The following is a 19196-nucleotide window of genomic DNA, read 5'->3' as shown; positions in this document are numbered from 1 at the left end:
ATGCTGTTTTCGTTGCAGGAATTGCTGTTCTTCGCGCTCGCCGCGCTCGTGCTGGTGCTCACGCCGGGCCCCAACATGGTGTACTGCGTCTCGCGCAGCCTCACCCAGGGGCCACGCGCCGGGCTCATCTCGCTGACCGGTGTGGTGCTGGGTTTTGTCGTGCACCTGCTGGCGGCGGCGCTGGGCCTCACCGCGCTGCTGGCGGCCGTGCCGCTGGCGTTTGACGCCATCCGCTACGCCGGCGCCGCCTACCTGCTGTGGATGGCCTGGCAGGCCGTCAAACCCGGTGGCGCCGCGCCGTTTGAAGCGCGCAACCTGCCGCACGACAGCCCGCGCACACTGTTCCTCATGGGGTTCATGACCAACCTCTTGAACCCCAAGGTGGCCATGTTCTACCTGTCGTTCTTCCCCCAGTTTCTGCACCCCGAGCGCGGCCAATTGCTGCAGCAAAGCCTCACGCTGGGCGCGGTGCAGATCAGCACCAGCGCCGCCGTCAACGCCCTGCTGGTGCTGGGCGCCGCCCGCGTGGCGCTGTTCCTCAACCGCAATGCTGCATGGATGCGCGCCCAGCGCTATTTCATGGGCACCGTCTTGGGTCTGCTGGCCCTCAAACTGTTGACTGAAAAGAAAGCCGCCGCATGAACACCCGCCTCGACCCCACCGCCCTGCTGCCCACCTTGGCCGACATCGAAGCCGCTGCCGAGGTGGTGTACCGCGACTTCGCCGCCACGCCCCAGTACCACTGGGGCCTGCTCAGCCAGCGCCTGGGCACCGACTGCTGGCTCAAGCACGAGAACCACACGCCCGTGGGCGCGTTCAAGATCCGGGGCGGCCTGACCTACTTTGACCAGCTCGCCCAGCGCGGCGCGCTGCCTTCTGAGGTCATCAGCGCCACACGCGGCAACCACGGCCAGAGCATGGGCTGGGCCGCACGCCGCCACGGCGTGGCCTGCACCATCGTCGTGCCGCGTGGCAACTCGTTGGAGAAGAACGCCGCCATGCGCGCGCTGGGCGTCACGCTCATCGAACACGGCGACGACTTTCAGGAAGCGCGCGAACACGCCATCCAGCTCGCGGCCCAGCGCGGGGCCCACATGGTGCCCAGCTTCCACCCCGACCTGCTGCGGGGCGTTAGCACCTACTGGTGGGAATTTTTGCGCGCCGTGCCGCAGCTCGATGTGGTGTACGTGCCCATCGGCCAGGGCTCGGGCGCATGCTCGGCCATTGCGGCCAAGCTGGCGCTGCAGCACCCGGTGCGCGTGGTCGGCGTGGTCAGCAGCCACGCCACCACCTATGCCGATTCGCTGGCCGCAGGCCGCGTGGTGGAGGCACCGGTGACCACCCAGCTCGCCGACGGCATGGCCTGCCGCGTGGCCGACGCCGAGGCCTTGGCCGTGATGGCGCCACACATCGACCACATCGTGCAGGTGAGCGACGCCGAGGTGGCCGCCGCCATGCGTGCCCTGTTCACCGACACCCACAACGTGGCCGAAGGCGCAGGAGCGGCGGCGCTGGCGGCGGCGCTGCAGGAGCGCGACCAGCTACAGGGTTTGCACGTGGGCCTGGCGTTGACGGGCGGCAACGTGGATGCGCCCATGTTCGGCAGCGTTCTGGCGGGCTGAATCCCTTGCAGCTTCAACCGAAAAAGCTACACATTTAATAGCATCGGTCGCTTTTGCGACAAACGCCTGCGACGGGTTCTGATCACAATCCGCCGCATGGGAACCCTCTACCTCGTGCGCCACGGCCAGGCCTCGTTTGGCGCGGAAGATTACGACCAGCTCAGCGCTCTGGGCCGTCAGCAGGCGGTGCGCCTGGGCGAACACTGGCGCGCACGCAGCTTGGGGTTTGATGCCGTCATCACCGGCACGCTGCGCCGCCACACGCAAACGCTGGAAGGCATCGCCGAGGGCCTGCAGACCACCCCCGAGGTGCTGCAGTTGCCAGGCCTCAATGAATACGACAGCCATGCGCTCATCGCCGCCATCCACCCCCAGCCCCTGGGCCCGGCCGACACGCCAGAGCGCTACCGCGCGCACTTTCGCATCCTGTGCGACGCGCTGGCGCAGTGGATGGCAGGCGTCATCAGCCCCCAGGGCATGCCCAGCTGGAACGAGTTTTCGGCCGGTGTGCGCAGCGCGCTGGACCATGTGCGCCACCACCATGCGGGCCAGAACGTGCTGCTGGTGAGCAGCGGCGGCCCCATCTCGACCGCCGTGGGCGAGGTGCTGGGCACGGCGCCCGAGGTGACCATTGCGCTGAACATGCGCATCCGCAACAGCGCGGTGACGGAGTTCTCCATCTCGCCCAAGCGGTTGATGTTGCAGACCTTCAACACGCTGCCGCACCTGAACGAGCTGGAGCACGCGCAGTGGGTGACGCACGCCTGAGCACCGATATCTCGGTTTTCTGAGTCTTTCAGGCCGCTTGCGCTAATAGATCATGCGTCGGAAGCTATTAAAAATATAGCAAACCGGTTCACTGCAAGTGGGGGCCATCCGCCAGGGTAGACAGCGGCAGCGCCTGCAGCTCCTGCAGCAGCGCCACCAGTTGTTGCGCTGCAGCGTCCACCACCGCTTGTCCCTTGTCGGCCGTGGCTGCGGCCGCGTTACCCACGGCCCCCGCCGGGTGGTAGTCCTGCATCTGCCAGCCCAGTTTGGCGCTTTTGCCGTTGCCCAGGATGGCGTAGCGCTCCGACCGGTCCTGCGAGGTGGAGCGGAAGTTTTGCGCGTGCGCCATCTGCACGGTGGCGGGCGCGAGGTGCAGCATCATCGATGTCTCAATCTCGCCCGCATGGATGCCAAAGCGGTGCTCCTGGGCGCTGAACTGGCCCGCCACCGCATCGGGCAGCGGCAGGCTGAACCAGCTGGCGCTGTAGACGATGAGGTCGCAGCGCGTGCGCAGCTCGCGCGCCACGATGTCCATCACGCTCACCTGTCCGCCGTGGCCGTTGAACAGCAGCAGCTTTTGGATGCCCGCGCGGGCCACGCACTCGCCGATCTCGGTCCACAGCGCAATCACCGTGGCGGGCGACAGCGTGAGCGTGCCGGGAAAGCGGATGTGCTCCGGGCTCAGGCCCACGTTCTGTGGCGGCAGGAACAGCACGGGCAACTCGGCGGGCAGGTGCGGCAGCGCGGCATCGATCACACCCTGTAGCAGCGTCGCATCGACCGACAGGGGCAAGTGCGGCCCATGCTGCTCGACAGCCGCCACAGGCAGCACGGCCACCACCTGTTCAGCCCGCCCGCTGGCCTTTAGCGCCGCGAAATCACGGGTGGACAAGTCGGCCCAGAAGCGGGAGGGCAAGGGGGTCAAGGCAGCAGAAGTCATGCGTGCATGGTAGCGGCGCTGCCGGCCTCTGGGAAACGGCCACTGGCACCGCTAACATGCCACCATGACCCAAGACCTCTTCCGCCAAGACGCCTACCTGCGCGAATGCAGCGCCCACATCACCGCCGTCACCGACGCCGGCATCGTGCTGGACCAGACCGTGTTCTACCCCCTGGGCGGCGGCCAGGCCGGTGACAGCGGCGTGCTGGTGCTGGCAGACGGCACACAGATCACCATTGCCGACACCCGCAAGGGCAAGGACGCCGACGGCAACCCCACCAGCGACATCGTTCACATCCCCGCCCCCGGGCAGGAAGACCGCGTGGCGCAGCTCACGCCCGGCACCACCGTCACGGCCCGCATCGACTGGGAGCGCCGCCACCGCATGATGCGCCTGCACACCACCAGCCACCTGCTGTGCCATGTGGTGCCGCAGCTGGTCAACGGCTGCTCCATCACACCCGACTACGCGCGGCTGGACTTTGCGATGACCGACCCGCTGGACAAGGAGCAGCTGACCGCCGCCATCGCCACCCTGGTGGCTGCCGCGCACCCACTCACCGTGGCCTCGATCAGCGATGAAGAACTGGACGCGAACCCCGCGCTGGTCAAAAGCATGAGCGTGCAGCCCCCACGCGGCACCGGGCGTATCCGCACCATCTGCATCGGCGGCGAAGCCGACGCGCCACCGATCGACCTGCAGCCCTGTGGCGGAACGCATGTGGCCAATACGTCGGAAATCGGCGCCATCGTGGTGACCAAGATTGAAAAGAAAAGCGCCACCACCCGCAGGGTGGTGCTGGGCTTTGCCCAGTGAGCGAAGCGCAGAGCGCTTTTCTTTGGGGTGCACTCATTTGTGCGCAGCGCAAGTGAGCGCGCACCAAAAGACACGGTCCTGAGCCACCACCCGCCGGGTGGTGCCGGGCTTTGCCCTGTGAGTGCAGCCACGGGCGACCACACTCACTGTCAACAATGTTGAGCCACCACAGCCGCCCGTTGCATTGGCTTACGCAGGCAGGCTGACAACGGGGACAATAGCGCCCGCGCGCAGCACCCGCCCGGCCCTCGGGCGGCGGTGACCGGCTCAACGTTCCGGGGCTGCGGCGCCTACCCTTGCCTGCCGCCATGCCGATCTCCCTGCGCTCCGTCTCTTTTGCCTCTTTGCGCCAGCACCGCTGGTTCCGCCCCGCCATCCGCGCGCTGGCGGGTTTGATCGCCCTGTGGCTGGTCACCTGGCTCGCCATTCCGCCACTGGTCAAGGGCCCGCTGGAGCGCATCGCGTCCGAGCAACTGGGGCGCACCGTGACGGTGGGCGGCATCGACTTTGAGCCCTGGAGCCTGGAATTCGCGCTGCGTGACGTGACCGTGGCAGGTGCCAATGGTGCGCCCCCGCAGCTGACCATTGGCCGCATCTATGCCGATGGCGAGCTGCAATCCCTGCTGCGCCTGGCGCCGGTGGTGGACGCCTTCACCATCGAAAACCCGGTCCTGCGCATCACCCACCTGGGCGACGGCCGCTACGACGTGGACGACATCATTGCCAAGGTCACCGCGCCCAAGAGCGAGCCCGAGCCAGACACCGGCCCCACGCGCCTGGCGCTGTACAACCTGGCGCTCACCGGCGGCAGCATCGACTTCATCGACAACACCGTCAGCGAGACCCACGAGGTGCGTGCGCTGGCGCTGAAAGTTCCGTTCATCAGCACCCTGCCCTCGCAGCGCGAGGTGAAGGTGGAGCCCCACCTGGCGTTCACACTGGACGGCAGCCGGTTTGACTCCTCCGCCGAGGGCACGCCGTTTGCACAGACCGGCAAAGCCGACGCGCAGATCCGGCTGGATGGCCTGAACCTCGCACCCTACCTGGGCTACCTGCCGGCCAACCTGCCCGTCAAGGTGTTGGGTGCCACGCTGGATGCGGATGTGAAGGTGGCCTTTGAACAGCACCCGCGCATGGCCGTGAAGCTGACCGGCACCGTGCAGGCCAGCGGTGTGCGCATGGCCGACCGCCAGGGCGCCGACCTGCTGAGCTACGAGCGCCTGAAGATCGACATGGCCGATGTGCGCCCGCTGGACCAGGTGGTGCGCCTGCAGCATGTGGAGCTGACGGCGCCCGTGGTGACTGCCACCCGCGACGCCAGCGGTCAGATCAACCTGGCGCAACTGGCAACGCCCACCCCGCCAGCGCAGCCTTCCACGCCCGCCAAGGGCAAGCCCGCCACACCTGCGGCATCCGCCTCAGTTGACACTGCCGCTTCGCCACCGGCCCGCGCAGCATCCGCCCCAGCGTCCCCCGCCTCCACAGGCAAAGCCAAGGCCAAGACAGCCGCTCCCGCCTGGGCGGTGGAAGTCGCCACCGCCGCCGTGCGTGGGGGCACCCTGCGCTGGGCCGACGCCACCACGCGCCCCGCTGCCGCCCTGCAGGCCACCGACATCACGCTGGAGGCCGCCGACGTCGCCCTGCCCTTTGCCAAGGACAACGCCAAGCCCTTCAGCTTCAAAGGCGGGCTCAACCTGCAAGGCAGCACGCTCAGCTTCAACGGCGAAGCCACGGACCAGAAGGCCCAGGTCAATGCCACCCTGAACGCCCTGGCCCTGCAACTGGCGGCACCCTACCTGGCCCAGACGCTGGAGCCCACGGTGACCGGCCAGCTCAGCGGCGATGTGGGTGTGGCGTGGCAAGCGCCCACGCCACAGGCCGCACAGGCGGGCGCCACCGGCGTCACCCTCAAGGCAGGCCCCCTGGCGCTGGAGCAACTGGCCGTCAAGCAGGGCAAGACCACCTTGGCCAGCCTGGGCAAGCTCGACATTGCGGGCGCCGAGGTGCCCCTGGATGCGCGCACTGCCACGCTGGAGCGCCTGGCCATCAGCCAGCCGCAACTGGCGGTGGAACGGGGCGCCGACGGGCGCTGGATGTTCGAGCGCTGGCTGAAGGCAGCGCCCGGCAGCACCACGGCCCCGGCGGCAACGGCTGATGCAGCACCCGCCAGCACCAGCACCCCCTGGAAGCTGCGCGTGGCCGACTTCTCGCTGCAGGGCGGCACCGTCTCGCTGGCCGACAACGCCCAGCCGCGCCCCGTGGCGCTGGACGTGACGGCCCTGGGCATCACCGCCCGCAACCTGGCCAGCGACGGCAGCAAGCCCGAAGCCTTCACGCTCACCGCCCGCGCCGCCGCACCGGGCAAGGGCAGCAAGGCCGCGCCGGGCAAGCTCGACTACCAGGGCACGCTGGCCCTGCAGCCGCTGACCACCCAGGGCAAGCTCGACGCCACCCGCCTGCCGCTGCACGCACTGGACGGCTACCTGGCCAGCCAGCTGTCGGTAGAACTGCTGCGCGCCGATGTGGGCTACCGGGGCCAGGTGGCCCTGGCGCAGACCGACAAAGGAGTCAGCCTGCGTCTGAGCGGTGATGCCGTGGTGGAAGACCTGCAGGCCAACAGCACCGCCGCCTTCACCCCCAAGACCGAGGCCCAGGTGGGTGAGGAACTGCTGGCCTGGAAAAGCCTGAACCTGCGCGGCCTGGCCGTGGCCACCGCCCCCGGCACCGCGCCGCGCGTGGAGGTCAAGGAGACCAGCCTGGTGGACTTTTTTGCCCGGGTCACCATCAACGAGGCCGGCCGCATCAACCTGAGCGACATTGCCAAGACCCCGGCCGAGGCACGGGCGGCCAATGCGGCCAGCGCTGCGGCCAGCACGGCCGCCCCCACGGCATCAGCCCCCGCCTCAGCCGCCTCGGCAACGCCCACCGCCCCTGCCCCTGCGGCGGTAGCCCAGGCCGACCCGCTGGCCCCTGTGGTGGTCTTTGGCCCCGTGAGCCTGGTCAACGGCAAGGTGCTGTTTTCGGACTTTTTCATCAAGCCCAACTACTCGGCCGACCTGTCGGAGCTGACCGGCAAGCTCAGCGCGTTCTCGTCCGAAGCCTCGGGTGGCGAGCCCGTGCTGGCCGACCTGGAGCTGCGCGGCCGCGCCGAGGGCTCGGCATCGCTCGAAGTCACCGGCAAGCTCAACCCGCTGGCCAAACCGCTGGCCCTCGACATCGTAGGTAAGGTGCGCGACCTGGAGCTCCCCCCGCTCACGCCCTATTCCGTCAAATACGCGGGCCACGGCATCGAGCGCGGCAAGCTCAGCGTGGATGTGAACTACAAGGTGCTGCCCAACGGCCAGCTCACCGCCAGCAACCGGCTGGTGCTCAACCAGCTGACCTTTGGCGAGCCCGTGGAGGGCGCCCCCAACAGCCTGCCCGTGAAGCTGGCCGTGGCCCTGCTGGCCGACCGCCAGGGCGTGATCGACCTGGACCTGCCCATCAGCGGCTCGCTCAACGACCCGCAGTTCCGCATCGGCCCCGTGATCTTCAAGATCATCGTCAACCTCATCGGCAAGGCGCTGACCTCGCCCTTCAGCCTGCTGGCCAGCGCGTTTGGCGGTGGCGACGAGATGAGCAACGTGCCCTTTGCCCCCGGCAGCGCCACGCTCACGCCCGAGGCCGAGCAAAACCTGGGCAAGGTGGTCAAGGCACTGACCGACCGCCCCGCGCTCAAGATCACCGTGACCGGCATGGCCAGCCTGCAGGACGAGCGCGAAGGCCTGCAGCGCGAGCACCTGCGGCAACTGGTGCTGGCCGAAAAGCGCCGCGCCAGCCCCGGCGATACCGCCCCCGTATCGGCCGCCGAATACCCCGCCCTGCTCAAGGAGGTGTACCGCCGCGCCGACATGCCCAAGCCGCGCAACCTGGTCGGCCTGGCCAAGGACCTCACCGTGCCCGAGATGGAAGCCCTGCTGCTGGCCAACCAGCCCGCCACCGAGGCCATGGCCGCCGACCTGGCCACGCAGCGTGGCCAGGCGATCCGCGCGTACCTGGTGTCGCAAAAGCTGCCGGTGGAGCGGCTGTTTGTCGCGGCACCCAAAGCGGGCAAACAAGCAGAAAAGTGGACACCGCGTGCGGAATTGAGCCTGGCGACACAGTGAGCAACACCCCCTGAGTCGCCTACGGCGCCTTCCCCCTCTCTCGCTACGCGGGAGGGGGACGCCCCCAGCGCAAAGGCTGGATACGCCGCTTTCGCGGCGGGGCGGCCCTTGCGCGGGGGCCCTGGTACTGGCCGCGCCCGTTTCCACGGACATGGACGGCTCCAAGCACAATGGTGGATCGAGAATCGAAACGGCGGCAGCGCCGGAACCAATCCCGCCCCGCCCGCTCCCACACTGCACCATGCCTTCACGCCTGTTCCACCGCCTCGCAGCCACTCTCTTTTTTATAGCTGCCAGCGCTTTATGGACTAGCGCTAGCGCCCAATTGGGCACCAAAACCAGCGGACAGGGCACCAGCGTGGTCACCACGCCCTATGTGCGTGCCGAGCTGCTGGCCCATGCGCCCCAGGGCGTGGCGCCCGGCCAGCCGCTGTGGCTGGGCCTCTCGATCACCCACCAGCCCGAGTGGCACACCTACTGGAAGAACCCTGGCGACTCCGGCCTGCCCACCGACCTGGCCTGGACGCTGCCCGCCGGCCTGGACGCGGGCGAGATTGCCTGGCCCCTGCCCAAGAAGATCCCCATCGGCACGCTGGCCAACTATGGCTATGAAGGCACGGTGCTGCTGCCCGTGCCCGTCACCGTGGCCAGCACCTATGCCCCCGGCCCGCTGGCCAAGGATGCCACCATCAAGCTGCGCGCGTCGTGGCTGGTGTGCCGCAAGGAGTGCATTCCCGAAGAAGGCGAGTTCACGCTGCAGCTGCCCATCCAGAGCACCACGGCACTGAGCAGTGCTGCCTTTGAGGCGGCCGCCAAGGCCCATCCCCGCGCCGTGGTGGCAGGCACCAGCGGCATCGTGCCCGACAGCCAGGCGCAGATTGCGGACGGCAACCTGCTGAACGTCAGCGTGCAGGGCCTGCCCGTGGCGCTGCGTGGCAAGACACTGGACCTGTTCCCCGAAACCGCCGAGGTCATCGACAACGCGGCGAGCTGGAAGCAGAGCTGGAACGGCAGCGTGTGGACCGCACAGATCCCCCTGTCGGCCCAGCGCAGCGCCAGCCCCAGCCTGATGCCCGTGGTGCTGGCCGAGCAGGCGGCCCCGGGCCACGGCACCGGCCCCGACACCCGCACCGGCTACCGCGCCGAACTGAAGGTGCTGGGCACCTGGCCGCAGGGCGCATCGGTGGCCAGCGTGTCGCCCGCGCTGGAGGCCGCGCTCAAAGCCAATGCAGCGCAGGCTGGCGGCGCAGCAACGCCTGCCGCAGCCTCCGGCGCATCGTCCCTTACCCTCACTGCAGCGCTGCTGGGCGCCTTGCTCGGGGGCCTCATCCTCAACCTCATGCCCTGCGTGTTTCCGGTGCTGGCGATCAAGGTGGTGGGCTTCACACAGCATGCGCAAGACCGGCGCGCGCACCGCGTCAGCGGCATCGCCTACACAGCGGGCGTGGTGCTGTCGTTCATCGCCCTGGGCGCGCTCATGCTGGGCCTGCGCGCGGCGGGCGAGGCGGTGGGTTGGGGCTTTCAGCTGCAGTCGCCCGCCGTGGTGGCATCGCTGGCGGCGCTGTTCACGCTGATCGCGCTCAACCTGGCGGGCGTGTTCGAGTTCGGGCATTTCCTGCCCTCCTCGGTGGCCAGCCTGCAGGCGCGCCACCCGGTGGCCGACAGTTTTCTCACCGGCGTGCTGGCCGTGGCCGTGGCCTCGCCGTGCACGGCGCCGTTCATGGGCGCATCCCTGGGCCTGACCGCCACGCTGCCCGCACCGCAGGCGCTGGCCGTGTTTGCAGCACTGGGCCTGGGGCTGGCGCTGCCATACCTGGCGGCCAGCTTTGTGCCCGCCGTGGCGCGCGCCCTGCCGCGCCCCGGCGCGTGGATGGACACCTTCCGCAAGCTCATGGCCTTCCCCATGCTGGCCACCGTGGTCTGGCTGGTGTGGGTGCTGGGCCAGCAAAGCGGCATTGACGGCGCGGGTGCACTGCTGATCCTGCTGGTGGGCCTGTCGCTGGTGGTGTGGGCCCTGTCGCTGGCCGGGCGGGCGCGGGTGTGGATGGCCACGGTGTCCATCGCGGCCATGGCCTTGCTGGTCTGGTCTTTTGCGCCGCACATCACCAACGTGCCCACCACGCAAAGCGCTACCCAGGCTTCGTCGGCCACCGGCTGGCAGCCCTGGGCACCCGGCGCGGCCGAGCAGATCGTGGCCGGTGGCCGCCCCGTGTTTGTGGACTTCACCGCCGCCTGGTGCGTGACCTGCCAGTACAACAAGAAGACCACGCTGGCGGATACCAACGTGGTCGCCGACCTGCAAACCAAGAACGTGGCCCTGCTGCGCGCCGACTGGACGCGCCGCGACCCCGCCATCACGGCCGCCCTGGCGTCGCTGGGCCGCAGCGGTGTGCCGGTGTACGTGTTCTATCGCCCTGGCAAACCGCCGGTGGTGCTGACCGAGGTGCTCAGCGTGGACGAGGTGCGCGCCACCATCGCCCAGCTGTAGATCGCTGCCAGCCCACCTTTCCGCTTTCGACCACCCGCCAACCCTTCAGGAGACCCCGCCATGAAGCTGCTTCGCCGTACGTTGATTGCCACCGCCGCCCTGGTTGCCCTGGGCGCACAGGCCGCCGCCACCGTGGGCCAGCCCGCGCCCGACTTCATGCTCAAGGACACCAACGGAAAAACCGTGCGCCTGTCGGACTTCAAGGGCAAGCATGTGGTGCTGGAGTGGACCAACCCCGGCTGCCCCTTCGTGCGCAAACACTACGACAGCGGCAACATGCCCGCCACGCAGAAGGACGCCACCAGCCAAGGCGTGGTGTGGCTGTCCATCAACTCCACCGAAAAAGCCAGCAGCGACTACCTGGAGCCCGCCAAGCTGATGGCCTGGAAGCAGGAGCGCAAGGCCGTCCCCACCGCCGTGCTGATGGACGAGGAAGGCACCGCGGGCAAGAGCTACGGCGCCCGCACCACGCCACACCTGTATATCGTCAACCCACAGGGCCAGCTGATCTACGCGGGCGGCATCGACAGCATCCCCTCGGCCCGCCCGGCCGACATCGAAAAGGCCACCAACTACGTGAAGGTGGGGCTGGGCGAAGCGCTGGCGGGCAAGCCGATCTCGGCGGCGACGACGGCGCCGTATGGGTGCAGCATCAAGTACAAGTCGCCGGCCTGACCGGCTACGGTGACGCTGGTCCACGGTCCCGGGGCATGCGTACACTGTTTGCATGCTCCACACCCCCGACACCATCAGCACCCTGCGCCACCTGCTCACCGCCTGCCGCACCATTGCGGTGGTGGGCCTGTCGCCGCAGTGGCACCGCCCCAGCTACTTTGCCGCCAAGTACATGCAGGCGCATGGCTACCGCATCGTGCCGGTCAACCCGCTGGTGGCGCGCGAGGGCGGGCAGATTTTGGGCGAGGCGGCCTACGCCAGCGTGACCGATGCGGCGGCCGCGCTGGCGGCGCAGGGGCAGAAAATCGACATGGTGGACTGCTTTCGCAAGAGCGAGGACATCCCGCCACTGGCCGACGAAGCCGTCGCCATCGGCGCACAGTGCCTGTGGCTGCAGCTGGGCGTGTTCAACCAGGCCGCCGGCCTGCGCGCCGAGGCGGCGGGCCTGCAAGTCATTCAAAACCGCTGCGTGAAGATCGAACACGCGCGTCTGTTTGGCGGCCTGGGCTGGATGGGCGTGAACACGCGCGTGATCAGCGCCAAGCGCTTGCGGCAGCTGCCTTACTAGCAAATTGATAGCTGCCAGCGCATATTGCACTATCGCTTGCGGCCGATTCCATTCAAATTCCCTCACCCAAACCCCTGCGCAGCACTGCAGGCTGCGCCACCGCCATGACCGAGCCCACATCCCACGGTGCCGACCGACACTTCGGCTTTGGCACCCGCGCCATCCACGCTGGCGCGCAGCCCGACCCGGTGACCGGCGCGCGCGCCACGCCCATCCACCAGACGACCAGCTTTGTGTTCGACAACGCCGAACACGCGAGCAGCCTGTTCAACCTGCAGACCTTTGGCAACGTCTACAGCCGCATCAGCAACCCCACGGTGGCGGTGTTCGAAGAGCGCATCGCCAGCCTCGAAAACGGCCGCGCCGCGCTCGCCTGCGCCAGCGGCATGGCCGCGCAGATGGCGGCGCTGCTGGCCATCCTGAAAACCGGCGACCACATCGTGGCAGCCAGCACGCTCTACGGCGGCACCGTGGGGCAGCTGGGCGTGGGCTTTTCGCGTCTGGGTATTGAGACCACATTCGTGGACCCGGCCGACCCCGAGAACTTTGCGCGTGCGGTGCGGCCCAACACCCGTGCGTTCTATGGCGAGACCATCGGCAACCCGCTGGTCAACGTGCTCGACATCGCCGCCGTGGCCGAGGTGGCGCATGCGCAAGGCGTGCCGCTCATCATCGACAACACGGTGGCCAGCCCCTACCTGTGCAACCCCTTGCAACTGGGCGCCGACATCGTGGTGCACAGCGCCACCAAGTACATCGGCGGCCACGGCACCACCATGGGCGGCGTGGTGGTGGAAGGCGGCAAGTTCCCGTGGGACAACGGCAAATTCCCCGAGATGGTGGAGCCCAGCCGTGCGTACCACGGCGTGAAGTTCTACGAGACCTTCGGCGACTTCGGCTACACGATGAAGGCGCGCATGGAGGTCAACCGCACCTTTGGCGGCGTGCTCTCGCCCATGAACGCGTGGCAGCTGCTGCAAGGCGCCGAAACACTGCACCTGCGCATGCGCGAGCACTGCCGCAATGCGCTGGCCGTGGCGAAGTTTCTGCAGAGCCACCCGCAGGTGGCGTGGGTCAACTACCCCGGTCTGGCGGATTCGCCGTATTTCGATCTGGCGCAAAAGCAGTTCCGCGCGGTGGATGGCGCGCCAGGCGCCTCGGGCATCCTCACTTTTGGCGTGAAGGGCGGCGCAGCCGCCGGCGAGAAGTTCATCGACGCCTGCGAGTTTTTAAGCCACCTCGCCAACATCGGCGACGCGAAGACGCTGGTGATCCACCCTGCATCGACCACCCACCGCCAGCTGAACGAAGAGGAACTGGCCCGCGCGGGCGTGAGCGCGGACATGGTGCGGCTGTCGGTGGGGATTGAAACCCTGGACGACATCCTGTGGGACGTGGACCAGGCGCTGGGGCGCGCAGCGGGCTGATCGCCCTGCGGACTACACGGGGCTGACCGGCGCGCCCAGGCGCTGCGACAAGCTCCGCGCCGCCTCGCGCAGATGCTGCGCCGCCGGGCTGGCCGGCCCGGTCTGCAGCGTGGCGCTGGGGCCGATCACGGCGATGCACAGCACCAGCTGCCCAAACCCATCAAACACCGGCGTGGCCAGCGCGCTGATGCCGGGCAGGAGCTGGTCCGTCACCTCGCTGATCTGGTGCTGGCGCACAGCCTCCAGTTCGGCCGCAAATGCAGGCTCGTCCAGTGCTCCCGCAAACCCTTCGGCCGCTAGCGCAGCCGCAGCGCGCTCGCGCGGGCCGAAGGCCGCAAACACCTTGCCCGTGGCCGTGTGCCGCACCGAGGCCGTGGTGCCGTGGCGCATGGCCACATACACGGCGGTGGGGCCCTCTTCCACACGAATGATGGTGGGGCCGCTGTCGCCCCAGACCGAGGCCGACACGGTGTAGCCGATGCGCTGGGCCAGCGCGGGCAGCTCGGCAATGGCCAGGCGCACCGGGTCCACCTGCTGCAGGCTGATCAGGCCCAGCTGCATGGCCAAGGGGCCCAGGCCGTAGTGGCCGCTCACGGCGTCCTGCTCGATCAGGCCCAGCTTGCCAAAGCTCACCAGGTAGGGGTGGGCCTTGGCGGCCGTCATGTCCGCCGCGCGGGCCAGGTCCTTGAGCGCCATGCGCCGGCCCGTGCGCGCCAGCACCTTCAGCAGCTGGCCGCCCACCTCCACGCTCTGGATGCCGCGCGGGCTGCGGGGCGTGTCTTCGTCGTCGGCGGGGGGCAGGTCGGGGGTCGTTGTGGGCATGGGGCGATTGTCCACGCAGCGCAGCATCCATCCGCACCTCGGGTTTACACCTAAACAAATGCGTTAGACATGAACGAATTTCTTGCCTAACATCAACGCATTCCGTTTAGATAAACGCATTCACCATTAACAAATCACCACCATGAGCACCGTCAAAACCTTTGCCTCCGCCGCCGACCTCGAAGTGAAGAAGGTGAGCTTCGACAAGCTCTCCGACCACGCCTATGCCTACACGGCCGAGGGCGACCCCAACACCGGCATCATCATTGGCGACGACGCGGTGATGGTCATCGACACCCAGGCCACGCCCGTGATGGCGCAGGACGTGATCCGCCGCATCCGCGAGGTGACGGACAAGCCCATCCAATACGTGCTGCTCTCGCACTACCACGCAGTCCGAGTGCTCGGTGCCAGCGCTTACGGTGCCGAGCACATCATTGCCAGCGAGGACACGCGCGACCTGATCGTGGAGCGCGGCCAGTTCGACAAGGACAGCGAGATCGGCCGCTTTCCGCGCCTGTTCCAGAACGTGGAGAGCGTGCCGGACGGCCTGACCTGGCCGACCATGACCTTCAACAGGAAGATGACCTTGTGGCTGGGCAAGCTGGAGGTGCAGATCCTGCAACTGGGCCGGGGCCACACCAAGGGCGACACGGTGGCCTGGCTGCCGCAGGAAAAGATCCTGTTCAGCGGCGACCTGGTGGAGTTCGACGCCACGCCGTATGCGGGCGACGCGTATTTCCAGGACTGGCCGCAGACGCTGGACAACATTGCGGCGCTGAAGCCCGAGAAGCTGGTGCCCGGCCGGGGCGCAGCGCTGCAGACGCCCGAGCAGGTGCAGGCGGGCCTGGCGGGCACGCGCGCCTTCATCAGCGACCTGTACGAGAGCGTGAAGGCCAGTGCGGCCAAGGGCGAAGACCTGCGCAAGGTGTACGAGGCCACGTTTGCCCAACTGCAGCCCAAGTACGGCCACTGGGTCATCTTCAACCACTGCATGCCGTTTGACGTGACCCGGGCGTACGACGAGGCCACGCAATACCCCGACCCACGCATCTGGACCGCCGAGCGCGACATTCAAATGTGGAAAGCCCTGGAAGGCTGAACCGCCGAGGCTGGAGGAGACAAAAAATGAACCCCAGAGACATTCCCCGCGAGGCTTTTCACGCCAGTGGCGCCGAGGTGCAGGCCATCGACTTCGGCTACGTGCGCTCGCCCGACCAAGACCGCGCCACGCCCGCACAGCACCCCATCGTGGTCATCGGCGCGGGCCCTGTGGGCCTGTCGCTCGCCATTGACCTGGCCCAGCGCGGGCAGCGCGTGGTGGTGCTGGACAACGACCACAAGCTCTCCATTGGCTCACGCGCCATCTGCTTTGCCAAGCGCACGCTGGAGATCTGGGACCGCCTGGGCGTGGGCCAGCGCATGGTGGACAAGGGCGTGTCGTGGAACCTGGGCAAGGTGTTCCTCAAAGACGAACAGCTGTATGAATTCAATCTGCTGCCCGAAGAAGGCCACGAGCGCCCCGCCTTCATCAACCTGCAGCAGTACTACGCCGAGGCCTACCTGGTGGAGCGCGCGCTGCAGTTGCCGGGCATCGACATCCGCTGGCACAACAAGGTGACGGCCGTGCAAAGCCGCGCGGACGGCGCGCTGCTTTGCATCGACACGCCCGAAGGCGCCTACCAGATCGACGCGCAGTGGCTGGTGGCCTGCGACGGCGCGCGCTCGCCCACGCGGCAGATGCTGGGGCTGGAGAGCAAGGGGCGCATTTTTCAGGACCGCTTTCTGATCGCCGACGTGAAGCTGGCGGACGAGGCCAACTTTCCGACCGAGCGCTGGTTCTGGTTCGACCCGCCTTTTCATCCCAACCAGAGCGTCCTGCTGCACCGCCAGCCCGACAACGTGTGGCGCATCGACTTCCAGCTGGGCTGGGATGCCGACCCGGAAGAAGAGAAAAAGCCCGAGAACATCATCCCGCGCGTGAAGGCGCTGCTGGGTGCGGATGCACAGTTTGAGCTGGACTGGGCCAGCGTCTACACCTTTGCCTGCCTGCGCATGGACCAGTTCGTGCACGGCCGCATCGTCTTCGCGGGCGACAGCGCCCACGGCGTCTCGCCCTTTGGCGCCCGTGGCGCCAACAGCGGTGTGCAGGACGCCGAGAACCTGGCCTGGAAGCTGGACTGGGTGCTCAAGGGCCGGGCCAGCCCGGCGCTGGTGGCCACCTATGGCCCCGAGCGTGAATACGCTGCCGACGAGAACCTGTGCAACTCCACCCGCGCCACCGACTTCATCACGCCCAAGAGCGAAGTGAGCCGCCTGTTCCGCGATGCGGCACTGCACCTGGCACGCGAGCATGCATTTGCGCGCCGCATCGTCAACAGCGGGCGCCTGTCGGTGCCCGCCACGCTGCATGTGTCGCCTTTGAGCACGCCCGACACCGATGCGTTTGTGGGCACCCAGGTGCCCGGTGCCGTGCTGCTGGACGCACCCTTGACCAAACAGGGCCAGCCCACCTGGCTGCTGCGCGAGCTGGGGCCGGACTTCACGCTGCTGGTGTTTGGCCCCGCCCCCGGATGGACGCGTGACCTGCCCGATGTGAAGGTGCTGCAGATCGGCATCGACGTGATCGACCACCAGGCGCTGGCTGCCCAGCGGCTGGACGCGCTGCCGCGCACCGTGTACCTGGTGCGGCCCGACCAGCATGTGTGCGCGCGCTGGCGCACGCCCACCGAAGCTGCCGTGCGCAGCGCGCTGACCCGTGCCACGGCCGCCGCCGTCTGACCAGGAAGACGACAAGGAACATGCCCATGCTGAACACCCAACCGAACCTGCAGGCCTGCGACGACTTTTATGAAGCGCTGATCGCTGCGCACCAAGGCCTCTCTACCCCAGAGAGCCACGCCATGAACGCGCGCCTGGTGCTGCTGCTGGCCAACCACATCGGTGACCAGGCCACGCTGCAACACGCGCTGCAACTGGCGCGCGGCGATGCCGTGCCCACGGCAGACCAGCGGACCCACCAGGCCATCACACCCGTGGTGCCTACCCACGCCGTCGCGGCCTAGCCCGCACCCATGGCCCCCACAACCCCAACACCGCGAAGACGGTGCAGGGCCCGACTCGCCTTGAACTTTGACCACTACGGAGACAACACCACCATGCAGCGCAAACACTTCATCGCCACCCTCGCAGGCCTGGCCCTTGCCACCACACTGCCCCTGGCCAACGCCCAGGACACCAAACCACTCGAATGGGTGGTGGGCTATGCCGCTGGCGGCGGCTCGGACATCGTGGCCCGCACCATTGCCGAGTCGATGTCGGCCACGCTAGGCCGCCCCATCATCATCAACAACAAGCCCGGCGCGGGCACCAACATCGCCGCAGAGTACGCAGCGCGCAACAAGGACTACGGCAACCTGATGTTCTCGGCCGACTTCGCCACGCTGGCGGCCAATCCGTTTTTGTTCAGCAAGCTCAGCTACAACGCCGAAAAGGACTTCCAGCCCGTGGGCCTGCTGGTGCGTTTCCCCATGTTCCTGGTGGTGTCCAACAGCGTGCCGGCCAAGAACCTCAAGGAGTTCATGGCCTGGGCCAAGGGCCAGGCCGATGGCGTGAACTGGGCGTCGGCCGGGCCGGGCAGCCCGCACCACCTGGTGGGCGAGCTGTTCCGCGAGCAAAGCGGGCTCAAGCTCACCCATGTGCCTTATCGCGGCGCGGCTCCGGCCATCCAGGACGTGATTGGCGGCCAGGTGTCCGCGATGTGGATCGACAGCGCCACGGTGTACCCGTTCCTCGCGGGCAACAAGGTGCGCGCCATTGGTGTGGCCAGCCCGCAGCGGGTGACCACCATGCCCGATGTGCCCACGATTTCCGAGCAGGGCCTGCAGGGGTTTGAAGGTTTTGCGTGGCAAGGCCTGGTGGTGCCCACCGGCGCGCCGGCCGATGTGGTGGCGAACTTCAGCAAGGCACTGCAGACGGCACTGGCCGACACGCGCACCAAGGCCCGGCTGCAGGCCCTGGGTGTGGAGCCCATGCCCGGCACCGCCGCCCAGATGGGCGGCTTTGCGCGCACCGAGCGGGAGAAGTGGGGGCGAGTCATCACCAAGGTGGGCGTAAAACTCGACTAACCCCCCAAGCGGCTGCGCCCCATCCCCCTGCGGGGGAGCCCACGTTGCGGGCCGAATACGGGGCTCAGCGGCTGCGCGCCAGCCTGCGCTTGCGGTGCAAGGCGGGTGCGAGCCACAGCAGCTGCACCGTCACATAGCCCAGCACCGCCAGCAGCAGGCCCAGCGTGGGCAGGCCGATCAGCAGCGGCGTGCCCAGCGCCTGCATCCAGATGCCTAGGGCCTGCACCGTGAACTCCCCACCCGGCGCCACGCTGCTCCAGGCGGGCAGGGTCTGCGCGCCGGGCATCACCAGCGCCCCGAGGTAGAAGGCCATGACATACAGGGGCACCGTGGTGAGCGGGTTGGTATAGAAGGTGGCCACGCCCCCAGCCACCACGTTGCCGCGCAGCCAGGCGCACACCAGCAGCGTGCCCGGGATCTGCAGCGGCCCGGGGATCAGGCCGCAGAACATGCCAGCCGCCACCCCGCGCGCCAGCGGCTGGCGCTGAAAGCGGAACAGCGCGCGCTGCTCCAGCCAGGGCTGGAACTGCGCGAGCCAGCTGCGGTCCAGCAGTTGCCGGGCCCGGGGTTCCAGGGCCCGCAGCCAGCGGCGCAGGCGACACAGCGGCTGCATCATGCGACGAACGCTACCGCGGTGCCTGCGCCCCACAAGGTGGTGAGGCCCACCAGCAGGTTCACGTCGCGCGGCTCGTTCTCGGCGCGGTAGGCCATCGCAGTGGCTCCCACCAGGCCCAACAACATGCACAGCATCACCGATTCGATCAGATCCATGACTCAAGTCTCCGGGTTGGGCAGCG

17 protein-coding genes are annotated in these 19196 nt (G+C 68.1%); 13 read left to right on the top strand and 4 right to left on the bottom strand.

All coding sequences use genetic code 11. The annotated features are described in order from the left end of the window. From ASD75_RS21745 to ASD75_RS21735, 3 genes are all read left to right on the top strand, one after another. Positions 1–642, top strand: a complete 642-nt coding sequence (locus tag ASD75_RS21745; RefSeq protein ID WP_056747989.1) for a LysE family translocator — start codon at positions 1–3, stop codon at positions 640–642. Then, positions 639–1622 (top strand): threonine dehydratase, encoded by a 984-nt coding sequence (locus ASD75_RS21740; RefSeq protein ID WP_056747988.1) that lies wholly within the window; start codon positions 639–641, stop codon positions 1620–1622. The genes ASD75_RS21745 and ASD75_RS21740 overlap by 4 nt, the downstream gene beginning before the upstream one ends. A gap of 96 nt (positions 1623–1718) precedes the next feature. Continuing rightward, complete coding sequence (locus ASD75_RS21735) at positions 1719–2390, top strand: histidine phosphatase family protein (RefSeq protein WP_056747986.1); 672 nt, start codon at positions 1719–1721, stop codon at positions 2388–2390. Positions 2391–2478: 88 nt separating this feature from the next. Here ASD75_RS21735 and ASD75_RS21730 read toward each other — a convergent pair whose 3' ends face one another. Continuing rightward, a complete protein-coding gene (locus ASD75_RS21730) occupies positions 2479–3330 on the bottom strand; it encodes a creatininase family protein (protein ID WP_056747984.1) in 852 nt (283 codons plus the stop codon). A gap of 64 nt (positions 3331–3394) precedes the next feature. Here ASD75_RS21730 and ASD75_RS21725 point away from each other — a divergent pair, with 64 nt between their 5' ends. From ASD75_RS21725 to ASD75_RS21700, 6 genes are all read left to right on the top strand, one after another. Further along, positions 3395–4147, top strand: coding sequence for an alanyl-tRNA editing protein (locus ASD75_RS21725; protein ID WP_056747982.1), 753 nt, complete (start codon positions 3395–3397; stop codon positions 4145–4147). A gap of 308 nt (positions 4148–4455) precedes the next feature. After that, positions 4456–8292 carry a DUF748 domain-containing protein gene (locus ASD75_RS21720; RefSeq protein WP_056747980.1) on the top strand — a complete coding sequence of 1279 codons (3837 nt, stop codon included), beginning with the start codon at positions 4456–4458 and terminating at the stop codon, positions 8290–8292. A 241-nt stretch (positions 8293–8533) separates the two neighbouring features. Further along, the gene (locus ASD75_RS21715) at positions 8534–10780 is read left to right on the top strand and encodes a protein-disulfide reductase DsbD (protein WP_056747978.1); all 2247 of its coding nucleotides are present in this window, start codon (positions 8534–8536) and stop codon (positions 10778–10780) included. A 60-nt stretch (positions 10781–10840) separates the two neighbouring features. Then, positions 10841–11455: a thioredoxin family protein gene (locus ASD75_RS21710; protein ID WP_056747976.1), complete on the top strand. Its 615-nt coding sequence runs from the start codon at positions 10841–10843 to the stop codon at positions 11453–11455. 52 nt (positions 11456–11507) lie between these two features. Then, entirely contained in the window at positions 11508–12023 is a 516-nt protein-coding gene (locus ASD75_RS21705) for a CoA-binding protein (protein WP_056747974.1), read from the top strand. A 104-nt stretch (positions 12024–12127) separates the two neighbouring features. Next, entirely contained in the window at positions 12128–13450 is a 1323-nt protein-coding gene (locus ASD75_RS21700) for an O-acetylhomoserine aminocarboxypropyltransferase/cysteine synthase family protein (protein WP_056747972.1), read from the top strand. Positions 13451–13462: 12 nt separating this feature from the next. On the opposite strand, the gene ASD75_RS21695 is transcribed toward ASD75_RS21700, so the two are convergent. Continuing rightward, on the bottom strand, positions 13463–14272 hold the full coding sequence (locus ASD75_RS21695) for an IclR family transcriptional regulator (RefSeq protein ID WP_056747970.1): 810 nt from the start codon (positions 14270–14272) through the stop codon (positions 13463–13465). A 142-nt stretch (positions 14273–14414) separates the two neighbouring features. Here ASD75_RS21695 and ASD75_RS21690 point away from each other — a divergent pair, with 142 nt between their 5' ends. The 4 genes from ASD75_RS21690 (at position 14415) to ASD75_RS21675 (ending at position 18399) form a co-directional block, all read left to right on the top strand. Continuing rightward, on the top strand, positions 14415–15374 hold the full coding sequence (locus tag ASD75_RS21690; RefSeq protein WP_056747967.1) for an MBL fold metallo-hydrolase: 960 nt from the start codon (positions 14415–14417) through the stop codon (positions 15372–15374). 26 nt (positions 15375–15400) lie between these two features. Then, positions 15401–17053: an FAD-dependent oxidoreductase gene (locus ASD75_RS21685; protein WP_056747965.1), complete on the top strand. Its 1653-nt coding sequence runs from the start codon at positions 15401–15403 to the stop codon at positions 17051–17053. A 26-nt stretch (positions 17054–17079) separates the two neighbouring features. Beyond that, the gene (locus ASD75_RS21680; RefSeq protein WP_056747964.1) at positions 17080–17337 is read left to right on the top strand and encodes a DUF2783 domain-containing protein; all 258 of its coding nucleotides are present in this window, start codon (positions 17080–17082) and stop codon (positions 17335–17337) included. A gap of 93 nt (positions 17338–17430) precedes the next feature. Next, positions 17431–18399 carry a tripartite tricarboxylate transporter substrate binding protein gene (locus tag ASD75_RS21675; protein ID WP_056748098.1) on the top strand — a complete coding sequence of 323 codons (969 nt, stop codon included), beginning with the start codon at positions 17431–17433 and terminating at the stop codon, positions 18397–18399. A 64-nt stretch (positions 18400–18463) separates the two neighbouring features. Here ASD75_RS21675 and ASD75_RS21670 read toward each other — a convergent pair whose 3' ends face one another. Beyond that, positions 18464–19015, bottom strand: coding sequence for a DUF2062 domain-containing protein (locus ASD75_RS21670; RefSeq protein ID WP_056747962.1), 552 nt, complete (start codon positions 19013–19015; stop codon positions 18464–18466). After that, positions 19012–19170 (bottom strand): hypothetical protein, encoded by a 159-nt coding sequence (locus ASD75_RS23975; RefSeq protein ID WP_200947636.1) that lies wholly within the window; start codon positions 19168–19170, stop codon positions 19012–19014. Before ASD75_RS23975 ends, ASD75_RS21670 begins: the two co-directional genes overlap by 4 nt. Positions 19171–19196: the final 26 nt, after the last annotated feature.

This window comes from Acidovorax sp. Root568, assembly GCF_001427445.1.
Classification (GTDB): domain Bacteria; phylum Pseudomonadota; class Gammaproteobacteria; order Burkholderiales; family Burkholderiaceae_C; genus Acidovorax; species Acidovorax delafieldii.
This window is presented reverse-complemented; position numbering and strand designations above follow the sequence as displayed.